Below are 10,551 nucleotides of genomic sequence, written 5' to 3' on the forward strand. Positions count from 1 at the left end.
TTGCCGATCTTCACCTTGGATATAGCCCATAAACGACAATGCCCCTATCGACCGATAGAGGCATTGTCTTCACCTTGCACTCAGACTGCTAGGTTTTCACACAGTCTGCATGCTGGCGTTTTTTATTGCCGATTTTTTTCAGAAGTAGCCGCTCCAGGTAATTGCTTGCATTAGCAGTAATGCTGAACGAACGAAAAGTTCCCGCATCCCGATTTTTTTACAGCGCACAGAAACGGCCATCGCCTCCGCGCATTGCCCCGGCGGCCTGGTGTCCGCTTTAAACGCCAGCAGGATTGATAACGAAACGCGCCTGCAGCGCCTGTGCATACGTCTGCCACTGCTGCAAAAGTTGCAATTGGTTTGGGCTGCAGTCAGCGCGCAACTGCTCCAACGCTGCGTGAAATTGCGTCAGTGTATTGGGGGCACCGAACTCCGGATCGTTCAGACGCTGCCGGCAGAACTCTGCCCAGCGCTGAGATTCAGCCGCTGACAGACTGGCGGGAAAATTGCGCGCACGATAACGAAACAACAACTCTGGTAGCCGGGCATCATCGAATGGCCACTTTTTGTCGTTGGCCAATGCATCGGGTTGAGCGTTACGCACCTGCTCACACAAACGACGGTCACGGTCACCGATAAACCCATCGTACAGCTGTTGCTCGGGGTCGTTACTGCCCGCGAAAGCCTCTTCACGGTAAATGATCGCTAACTTGTCCTGCCAAAGCGGCTGTTCATTTTTCAACACTTCGACATTGCGCTCACAACTCGACCAGTCCAGCTGCAAACGCTGTCGATCCGCCTCGCGCAGCACCGAAAGCGGCGCCACTACCGGACAGCGATTGATGTGCAGCAGCTTCAGCGGCACCGGCAAATCGCCCTCGGCGAGGTCCTCACGACGCGTGTAAAGACGACTACGCAGCGTATCGGCATCCAGATTCAGCAGGGGTGACAGATCGGCCTGCAGATCACAGACGATCAGCGCATTGCGATTGCGTGGATGCCAAGCCAAGGGCAGCACGGGCGCCAGATAATGACGTGCAGCAGAGAAGCGTCCGGAAATGTGCAACAGCGGCTGCAGCAGACGAATCTGATCCAGCACTCGCTGCTTGCTGCGCAGCTGGTAGAGAAAGTCGTACAGCTTTGGCTGGCGGTCACGCAGCAGCCGTGCCAGGCCAATGGTAGCGAGCACGTCGGACAGCGCGTCATGCGCCTGGCCATGATCGATGCCATTGGCCTGGGTCAGCCGCTCCAGCTTGAGCGAGACCCGCCCCTCTTCCTCAGGCCACTCGATGCCTTCGGGACGCAGCGCATAGGCCGTGCGCACCAGATCGATCAGGTCCCAGCGGCTGTTGCCGCCCTGCCACTCGCGCGCATAGGGGTCGAAGAAGTTGCGATAGAGGCTGTAGCGCGTCACCTCGTCATCGAAACGCAAGCTGTTGTATCCGGCGCCACAGGTGCCCGGTGCCGAGAGCGCGGCATGCACGCGGGTCATGAACTCGCCTTCGTCAAGCCCCGACTGTTGCAGGCGCTGCGGATCGATACCGGTCACCAGGCAGGCAGCCGGGTGCGGCAGGATATCGTCACTGGGACGGCAGTAGATGTTCAGTGGCTCGCCGATCTCGTTCAGCGCCTCATCGGTACGGATACCTGCCACCTGCAGCGGGCGGTCACACCGCGGATTGATACCGGTGGTCTCGTAGTCGTACCAGAAGATGCTGGAAGTCATTGGCGGCTCCGTACCCAAGGCAAAATTGCCGCCAGTCTATCATTCACCTCTGGCCCAGCCGCTGCCGGCAAAAGCATGAACCAGCGCACAGGCGCCGCATGAGCGGACGCACTGCACTTGAGAAAAATGCTGTAACCATTAGCATTGGCGCTCCTCTAGCACTCTGTACAAGGACGCAACCATGAGTGACGCGATCACCCCCAATCCCTATGCCGCCCCCACCAGCGACCTGCAACAAGTGCCGTCCAACCAGGTACCGAGCATCGAAGAAGCCCTAGCACGCGGCTATGACTTCAACATCGGCGACCTGCTGAGCGAGTCCTGGAGCAAGGTCAAGGGCACCAAAGGCATCATCATCGGTGGCTTCCTGGTGTTCTACGTGGTGCTTCTGGCAGCCACTTTCATCCTCGGCGGCGTAGTGGGCATCTTCGGCGCGCTGAGCGATAGCATCGCCCTGATGTTCATCGGCGAGATTCTGATTTCGCTGCTGGCATCGGCCCTGGCCTACCCCTTCATGGCCGGCATCAACATGGTTGGCATTCGCCGCGCCGCCGACCAGCCGCTTAACTTCAACGAAATCTTCAGCCACTTCGGCCGCACCGTGCCGCTGATCATCACCGCCGTGGTGATGATGCTGCTGATCTACCTCGGCATGATCCTGCTGCTGATCCCCGGCATCTACCTGGCTGTGGCCTATCTGTTGGCCATTCCGCTGGTGGTCGAGCGTGGTCTGTCGCCCTGGCAGGCACTGGAAGCCTCGCGCAAGGCAATCACTCAGCACTGGTTCAAGGTCTTCGGCCTGTTCCTGCTGCTCGGCCTGATCGTCATGGTCAGCGCCATCCCGCTGGGTATCGGTCTGGTGTGGAGCATTCCGCTGATGGTCGTGGCCATGGGTGTGCTGTATCGCACCATCTTTGGCGTACTGCCTGCTGCCCAATAAGGCCAGCCAATAAGTCGACGTGACCGGGCCAGTTCGCTGGCCCGGTTGCGTTCGTGGCCCGCTGCTCGCTAGCATCGGGCTTTCCTTGATGCAGTCCGCCGATGCCCTCACGCTCAAGCGCCAGCTTTTCATCCCCACTGCCGCCCCTGGATACTCGCTATCAGGTCGAAACGCCGGAAGGTATCGATCTGCATCTGCGACCAGCCGGGCTGGTCCCGCGCGCCCTGGCGTTCGCCATCGACCTGGCCATTCGCGGCCTGATCCTCGCCCTGATGTTCATCGTCCTCGGCCTGCTCGGGCAGTTCGGCATGGGCCTGGGCACCATCCTGCTGTTTCTCGTGACCTGGTGGTACATGGTGCTGTTCGAGGTGCTCAACCAGGGCCGCTCTCCCGGCAAGCAGATGCTTGGCCTACGCGTGGTGCACGATGACGGTACGCCCATCGGCTGGGCCGCATCGCTGACGCGCAACCTGCTGCGCTTCGTCGATATCCTGCCGTTTGGCTACACCCTGGGCATCATCAGTTGCCTTAACCACCCCGCCTTCAAGCGCCTTGGCGATATCGCTGCCGGCACGCTGGTGGTCTATCGCGATGCACCACTGAGCAAACCGCTACTCGCCGACGCAGAGCCAATGCCAGCGCCCTTCCCGCTCAATCTTGACGAGCAGCGCGCCGTCCTCGGTTTTGCCGAACGTGGCGGGCAACTCTCTGCAGCACGCCGTGCCGAGCTGGCGGCACTGCTGGCCGAGCCACTGCAAGTGCCTGCCGAACAGGCCGAACCGCGCCTCAACGGCATCGCACGCGGCCTGCTGGGAAGTGCACCGTGAAACAGAGCCTGTTCGAAAGTCGCCATCAGCCGGATTGGGATGCCTTCAACAGCCAACTCGAGGCGCTTGAGCGCGGCAAGTCCAAAACGCAGGCCTACCATGGCTTCGCCGCTAGTTACCGACAGCTTTGCCAACATCTGGCGCTGGCTCAGGCGCGCGGCTACAGCAGCCACCTGATCGACCAGTTGCAGCAACTGGCGATGCGCGGCCACCAGCAGTTCTACCGCCATCGCAGCCACCTTGGCGCGCAGATGATCCGCTTTCTGTTCGGCGGCTTCCCGCGCCTGGTACGCAGCGAGTGGCGCAGCGTGTGCGTGGCCAGCCTGCTGTTCTTCGGCAGCCTGGCATTGATGGGGCTGCTGACCTATCTCTATCCCGAGCTGATTTTCAGCCTGGTCAGCCCCGACCAGGTCAGCGAAATGGAAGGCATGTACGATCCCGATGCGCGACGTCTCGGCCGCTTCAGCGAACGCGGTTCGGGCGACGACTGGGTGATGTTCGGCTTCTACATCATGAACAACATCGGCATCGCCTTTCAGACCTTCGCCAGCGGTCTGCTGCTGGGTCTCGGCAGCCTGTTCTTCCTGCTGTTCAACGGCCTGATGATCGGCGCAGTGGCCGGCCACCTGACGCGCATCGGCTATGGCGAGCCGTTCTGGTCCTTCGTCATCGGTCATGGTGCCTTCGAGCTGACCGCCATCGCCCTGGCAGGCGCAGCCGGTTTCAAGCTCGGCTGGGCGCTGCTCGCCCCCGGCCGCCTGCACCGTGGCGAGGCTTTGCGCTTGGCCGCAGGCAAGGCGATACAGCTGGTGGCCGGGGTGATCCTGTTCCTGCTGCTGGCCGCGTTCATCGAGGCGTTCTGGTCATCCACCACATTCGCCAGCCCGAATATCAAGTACGCCGTCGGTGCCGGGCTCTGGGCACTGGTGCTGAGTTATCTGTTGTTGGCCGGGCGGAGGCAGCATGCGCCTGACTGAAGCCAGCGTCGCCATCCGTCCGCGCAGTGCCTGGGAAGCCATCGACCTCGGCGTGCTACTCGCCCGCCGTCACGCCGGCCTGCTGATGGCCAGCTGGGCACTGGTCACACTGCCTCTGTTCGCCCTGCTCTGCGCATTGCTCTGGCAGTATCCGGGTTGGGCCATCTTCCTGTTCTGGTGGCTCAAACCCGCCTATGAACGGTTGCCGCTGTACATCCTTTCGCAAGCCCTATTCGGCAATACGCCCTCGCTGAAGCGATCCCTGCGCGCCCTACCAAAACTGCTGCGACCACAATTGCTGGCCAGCCTGACCTGGCGCCGACTGAGCCCGACACGCAGCTTCGATCTACCCGTATTGCAATTGGAGGGCCTGGCCGGGCAGGCGCGCAGCCAGCGCCTGGTAGTGCTCGGCCAGCGCGACAGCGCCGCCGCTACCTGGCTTACGCTGGTGGGCATGCACCTGGAAGTCGCTCTGTGGATGGGCCTGGTCGCCCTGTTCTATCTGATGCTGCCACAACAGGTGGAGCTGAACTGGACCTGGGAAAGCATGATCGCCGCCACCAGTGGCCAATGGCTGTGGCTGGAGCACCTGTCCAACCTGCTTTACGTGCTACTGCTGATCATCTGGGAGCCGGTCTACGTCGCCTGCGGCTTCACCCTCTACCTCAACCGCCGCACCGCCCTGGAAGCCTGGGATATCGAGCTGACCTTCCGCCGCCTGCGCCAACGCCTGACCGGCAGCGCCTACGCCCTGTTGCTCGGTTGCGCCATGCTGCTGACGCAGCTGCCAACCAACGCCTGGGCCGACACACAGCCAACCGTCAGCGAAGAAGTTGAGCAGGCCGACGCCCCCCAAGGCCCCGACGCACCACGCCTGCTCCAGCAGCCGCTGAGCAGCCAGGCCGCGCGCGAAAGCATCGAAGCACTGCTAGACGAACCGCCCTTCCAGCACCGCGAAACCGTCACCCGCTGGCGCCTGGGCGAAGAGAAGCCCGCAGAGGAAACCAAACCGGAAGACATCGAAGCCTTCCTCGACATGCTCAAGAACCTGCTCAAGCTCGGCGAATGGTGGAAAAGCCTGGATGTCGTCGCGCAGATTTTCGAAGTGCTGCTGTGGACGGCGCTGGCCGCGCTGCTGACCTTCGTTCTGTGGCGCTACCGCGAGTGGCTACAGGCCTTTGGCGAACGCATCGGCCTGCCGACGCGGCGCCGGCAGGTCGCGCCGCAACAGCTGTTCGGCCTGGAACTGGCGCCGGAGACACTGCCCGATGACGTCGCCAGCGAAGCCGAACGGCTCTGGGCCGAACAGCCGCGCGCAGCACTCGGTTTGCTCTACCGCGCCTTGCTCAGCCGGCTTTTGCACGAGCACCGCCTGCCCCTGAAACAGTCGCACACCGAAGGCGAAGTGCTGCACCTGGTCGCCGGTCTTGGGCAGCAGAATCTGGAAGACTACAGTCGCCAGCTCACCCTGCATTGGCAGGTCCTGGCCTATGGTCATCGCCTGCCTGACGAGTCATTGCGCCAGGGCCTGTGCCAGGGCTGGCGTAGCCTCTTTGGTCAGGAGCGTGCAGCATGAGTCGGCGCGCCGGTTTCATCCTCGCCATGGCCCTGCTGCTGGGCCTGGGACTGCTCGCCAGTTATGTGCTGGGTAAGCTCGAACCTTATGAGGACGTGGTCGAACACGGCCCTTCTCCCGAGGTTGCCAGCAGCCCTTACCTGGCGGCCGAACACTTCCTGCGCAAACAGGGCATCGCCGCTCGCCGCGCCGAAGGCCTGGACGTGCTGGACGGCCTGCCCAGCGAAGGTCAGACCCTGATGCTGCTGGCCGACCGCGGCAACATGACGCCACGCCAGGTCGAACGCGTGCTGCAATGGACGGCCAATGGCGGTCACCTGCTGTTCATCGCCGAACGCCTGTGGGACGAAGAGGAAGGCAAGAGCGGCGACCTGCTACTCGACCTGCTTGGCATCCAGCAATACATGAGTGACGACCTGGATGACGAAGAAGCCAGTGAGCCCGAGCCGGAAAACCAAGAGCACGAGGCCTACCCGCAACTCACCAAACTCTACCTGGAGAACGAACAGGCCCCGGCCTACATCGCCTTCGACACCGACTTTCATCTGTACGACGCGCAGAACCGGGCACACGCATGGGCCAACAGCGACTCTGCCACGCACTTGCTGCAGCTTTACCACGGCGATGGCCTGATCACCGTACTGAGCGATCCGTGGATCTGGCAAAACCGCAACATAAACGAATACGACCACGCCTGGCTGCTCTGGTACCTGAGCCAGGACAGCGCCGTGACCCTGCTTTATCACGCCGACAGCGACGGCCTGGCCCGCCTGCTGCTGCGCCATTTCCCGTTGGCGCTGCTGGTGCTGGCGTTATTGATCATCGCTACCCTGTGGCACGTCGGCGTGCGCCATGGCCCACTGCAGGCACCGGCCAGCAGAGCCCGTCGCCAGCTCGAAGAACACCTGCGCGGCAGTGCCGACTTCCTCCTCCGTCGCAGTGGTCAGCACAGCCTGCTCAAAGGCCTGCAACAAGACATCAATCGCCGCGCACGCCGCCGCCACCCCGGTTTCGAGAAACTCGCCGTTGCCGAACAATGGCAAGTGCTCGGTCGCCTGACCCGCCTGCCCGCCAAGAACATCAGCCAGGCCATGCGCCCATTGCCGCCGCAGCGCCTATCCGCCAGTGACTTCACCCGCCAGGTCGCCCACCTGCAAACCCTCAGGAATGCCTTATGAGCGAGATCCCCGAGAACGACAACCTGCCGGTGCAGGATACCCCGACCGCCGCGCCGAGCAACCCACAAGCGCAGCAGCGCCAGCGCGCCAGCCAACTGGCCCAGGCGCTGCGCGCCGAGCTGCGCAAGGCCGTGATCGGCCAGAGCGCGGTGATCGACGACGTGCTGACCGCGCTGATCGCCGGTGGCCATGTGCTGGTCGAAGGTGTACCGGGGCTGGGCAAGACCCTGCTGGTACGCGCCCTGGCGCGCTGCTTCGGCGGCGAGTTCGCGCGCATCCAGTTCACCCCGGACCTGATGCCCAGCGATGTCACCGGCCATGCCGTGTACGACATGCAGAGCGAGCAGTTCAAGCTGCGCAAGGGCCCGGTGTTCACCAACCTGCTACTGGCCGACGAAATCAACCGCGCACCGGCCAAGACCCAGGCCGCCCTGCTGGAAGTGATGCAGGAACGCCAGGTAACCTTGGAAGGTCGCGCCCTGCCCGTGCAACTGCCGTTCATGGTGCTGGCGACCATGAACCCGATCGAGCAGGAAGGTACCTACCCGCTGCCGGAAGCCGAGCTGGACCGCTTCATGCTCAAGCTGCGCATGGATTATCCGCAGCAGGACGAAGAGCTGAACATGGTGCGCCAGGTGACGCGCTCGGCCAAGGCCGACATGCTCGAAGTCAGCCCGCTGCGCACCCTGCTGCAAGCCAAGGACGTGCTGGCGCTGCAAAAGATCGCCAGCGATCTGGCCCTGGATGATCAGGTGCTCGATTACGCCGTGCGCCTGGCCCGCGCCACCCGCAGTTGGCCAGGCCTGGCCATGGGCGCCGGGCCGCGTGCGTCGATCGCCCTGGTACGCGGCGCCCGGGCGCGTGCGCTGCTGCGCGGCGGCGACTTCGTCCTGCCGGATGACATCAAGAGCTGTGCCCTGGCCGTGCTGCGCCATCGCGTACGCCTGGCGCCAGAGCTGGATATCGAAGGCCTGTCGGTGGATCAGGTTCTGCAACAGTTGCTCGATCAGGTGCCGGCACCGCGCCTATGAAACCTTCGCGCCTGCTCCTCGGGCTGCTCGGCAGCCTGTTCGCCGCCGCCGTATTGCTCGGTGCCTTGCCCCTGCTCGGCATTCGCCTGGCAGACAGCCTGATGCCAGTGGCCTGGGGGCTGTTGCTGGCGTTGCTGCTGATCGCCGCTGTCGACGCCCTGTGGCTGCGGCGTCAGCCATCTCCGCGTCTGGAGCGCGTGTTGCCGGGTAATCTGCCGCTCGGGCGCTGGAGCGAGGTGCAACTGATCGTTCACCATGACTTTGCCCAAACCCAGGAAATCGAGGTCTTCGACCATGTGCCGGAAGGCATGGCCTTCGACTTCCTGCCGCAACACATCACCCTGCACCCGGGCCAGCAAACCCAGGCCAGCTATCGCCTGAAACCGCTGATCCGCGGGCATTTCCACTTTGCCCAGTGCGAACTGAAACTGCCCAGCCCACTGCGTCTGTGGCAAGCCAAGCGTCTGCTGCAGCTGGCTGACGAGAGTCGCGTCTACCCGGACTTCGCCCGCCTCTACGGCGCGCAGCTCAAGGCCGTGGACGACTGGCTGAGTCAGCTGGGCGTACGCCAACGCCCGCGTCGCGGCCTGGGTCTGGAATTTCACCAGCTACGCGAATTTCGTGACGGCGACACCTTGCGCCAGATCGACTGGAAGGCCACCGCGCGCAAGCGCACACCCATCGCTCGCGAGTATCAGGACGAGCGCGACCAGCAGATCGTCTTCCTGCTCGATTGCGGCCGCCGTATGCGTAGCCAGGACGACGAGCTATCGCACTTCGACCACGCCCTCAATGCCTGTCTGCTGCTCAGCTACGTCGCCCTGCGCCAGGGCGATGCCGTCGGCCTGGCAACCTTCGCCGGCAACCAGTCGCGTTACCTGGCGCCGGTCAAAGGCCCGGCTCAGTTGAACGTGCTGCTCAATGCCGTTTACGACCTCGAAACCAGCCAGCAACCGGCCGACTTCAGCGCCGCTGCCGACTTGCTGCTGGCACGTCAGCGGCGCCGCTCGCTGGTAGTGCTGGTGACCAACCTGCGCGACGAGGATGACCAGGATCTGCTCGCCGCCGTACGCCGTCTGTCGCGCCAGCATCGCGTGCTGATCGCCAGCCTGCGCGAGGAAGCGCTGGACCGCCTGCGCCAGACGCCCGTAGAGCAGTTCGATCAGGCCCTGGCCTACTGCGGCACGCTGGACTACCTCAACGCCCGCGCCGACCTGCACGAGCGCCTGGCCGCCCACGACGTACCGGTGCTCGATGCTCGCCCAGGCGAACTCGGCCCGGAGCTGGTGAGCAGTTATCTAGCCTGGAAAAAAGCCGGCGCGCTTTAAAGGTCTGTTGGCGTTTGAGCACGAGCGCGCCGAAAGAAGCAACTGCTGGCGCCTCTGCTTGTCGAACCCAATGCTGCAGAGGCCCTGGCACCGGCTTTCCCACACAGATGTTGCGTGGTTATGGCCGTGGCCGGGTGCTATGATTCCGAGTCTGCGGCGCAAAGAGTACAAACTCGACGCCGCCCATAGGCCGCCCGTGATCGGCCTTGCGCATACCGCACACGACCTGAGTAGGAGATAGACCATGGCTTTTGAATTGCCGCCGCTGCCTTACGAAAAGAATGCCCTCGAGCCGCACATTTCTGCCGAGACCCTCGAGTTCCACCACGACAAGCACCACAACACCTACGTCGTGAACCTGAACAACCTGGTGCCGGGCACCGAGTTCGAAGGCAAGAGCCTGGAAGAGATCGTCAAGACTTCCTCGGGCGGCATCTTCAACAACGCCGCTCAGGTGTGGAACCACACCTTCTACTGGAACTGCCTGTCGCCGAACGGCGGTGGCCAGCCGACCGGCGCCCTGGCTGACGCCATCAACGCTGCCTTCGGTTCCTTCGACAAGTTCAAGGAAGAGTTCAGCAAGGTTTCCATCGGCACCTTCGGTTCCGGCTGGGGCTGGCTGGTGAAGAAAGCTGACGGTTCCCTGGCCCTGGCCAGCACCATCGGCGCTGGCTGCCCGCTGACCTCCGGCGACACCCCGCTGCTGACCTGCGACGTCTGGGAACACGCCTACTACATCGACTACCGCAACCTGCGTCCGAAGTACGTCGAGGCGTTCTGGAACCTGGTGAACTGGGACTTCGTCGCCCAGAACTACGCGGCCTGAATCTCAGCCCCGTAATGCGAAAACCCGGCCCTTGCAGACTGTGTGAAAACCTAGCAGTCTGAGTGCAAGGTGAAGACAATGCCTCTATCGGTCGATAGGGGCATTGTCGTTTATGGGCTATATCCAAGGTGAAGATCGGCAA

Annotated in this window: 9 protein-coding genes; 8 read left to right on the forward strand and 1 reads right to left on the reverse strand. The window is 63.0% G+C overall.

Annotated elements, in window-relative coordinates; genetic code table 11:
* Positions 1–277: 277 nt before the first annotated feature.
* Positions 278–1,726: an exodeoxyribonuclease I gene (gene sbcB, locus ACNFCJ_RS23545; RefSeq protein WP_416773830.1), complete on the reverse strand. Its 1,449-nt coding sequence runs from the start codon at positions 1,724–1,726 to the stop codon at positions 278–280.
* Positions 1,727–1,907: 181 nt separating this feature from the next.
* Here sbcB and ACNFCJ_RS23550 point away from each other — a divergent pair, with 181 nt between their 5' ends.
* The 8 genes from ACNFCJ_RS23550 (at position 1,908) to ACNFCJ_RS23585 (ending at position 10,409) form a co-directional block, all read left to right on the forward strand.
* On the forward strand, positions 1,908–2,666 hold the full coding sequence (locus tag ACNFCJ_RS23550) for a hypothetical protein (RefSeq protein WP_125880588.1): 759 nt from the start codon (positions 1,908–1,910) through the stop codon (positions 2,664–2,666).
* Between the two features lie 101 nt (positions 2,667–2,767).
* Positions 2,768–3,493, forward strand: coding sequence for an RDD family protein (locus tag ACNFCJ_RS23555; protein WP_343349393.1), 726 nt, complete (start codon positions 2,768–2,770; stop codon positions 3,491–3,493).
* Positions 3,490–4,470, forward strand: a complete 981-nt coding sequence (locus tag ACNFCJ_RS23560) for a stage II sporulation protein M (RefSeq protein ID WP_416773831.1) — start codon at positions 3,490–3,492, stop codon at positions 4,468–4,470. The genes ACNFCJ_RS23555 and ACNFCJ_RS23560 overlap by 4 nt, the downstream gene beginning before the upstream one ends.
* Positions 4,457–6,046 carry a DUF4129 domain-containing protein gene (locus ACNFCJ_RS23565; RefSeq protein WP_416773832.1) on the forward strand — a complete coding sequence of 530 codons (1,590 nt, stop codon included), beginning with the start codon at positions 4,457–4,459 and terminating at the stop codon, positions 6,044–6,046. Before ACNFCJ_RS23560 ends, ACNFCJ_RS23565 begins: the two co-directional genes overlap by 14 nt.
* A complete protein-coding gene (locus ACNFCJ_RS23570) occupies positions 6,043–7,224 on the forward strand; it encodes a DUF4350 domain-containing protein (protein ID WP_416773833.1) in 1,182 nt (393 codons plus the stop codon). The genes ACNFCJ_RS23565 and ACNFCJ_RS23570 overlap by 4 nt, the downstream gene beginning before the upstream one ends.
* A complete protein-coding gene (locus ACNFCJ_RS23575) occupies positions 7,221–8,255 on the forward strand; it encodes an AAA family ATPase (protein WP_416773834.1) in 1,035 nt (344 codons plus the stop codon). Before ACNFCJ_RS23570 ends, ACNFCJ_RS23575 begins: the two co-directional genes overlap by 4 nt.
* Positions 8,252–9,583 carry a DUF58 domain-containing protein gene (locus ACNFCJ_RS23580; RefSeq protein WP_416773835.1) on the forward strand — a complete coding sequence of 444 codons (1,332 nt, stop codon included), beginning with the start codon at positions 8,252–8,254 and terminating at the stop codon, positions 9,581–9,583. The genes ACNFCJ_RS23575 and ACNFCJ_RS23580 overlap by 4 nt, the downstream gene beginning before the upstream one ends.
* A gap of 244 nt (positions 9,584–9,827) precedes the next feature.
* Positions 9,828–10,409 (forward strand): superoxide dismutase, encoded by a 582-nt coding sequence (locus ACNFCJ_RS23585; protein WP_003462535.1) that lies wholly within the window; start codon positions 9,828–9,830, stop codon positions 10,407–10,409.
* Positions 10,410–10,551: the final 142 nt, after the last annotated feature.

The organism is Pseudomonas sp. NY15364 (assembly GCF_048068235.1).
Lineage (GTDB): Bacteria > Pseudomonadota > Gammaproteobacteria > Pseudomonadales > Pseudomonadaceae > Aquipseudomonas > Aquipseudomonas mendocina_D.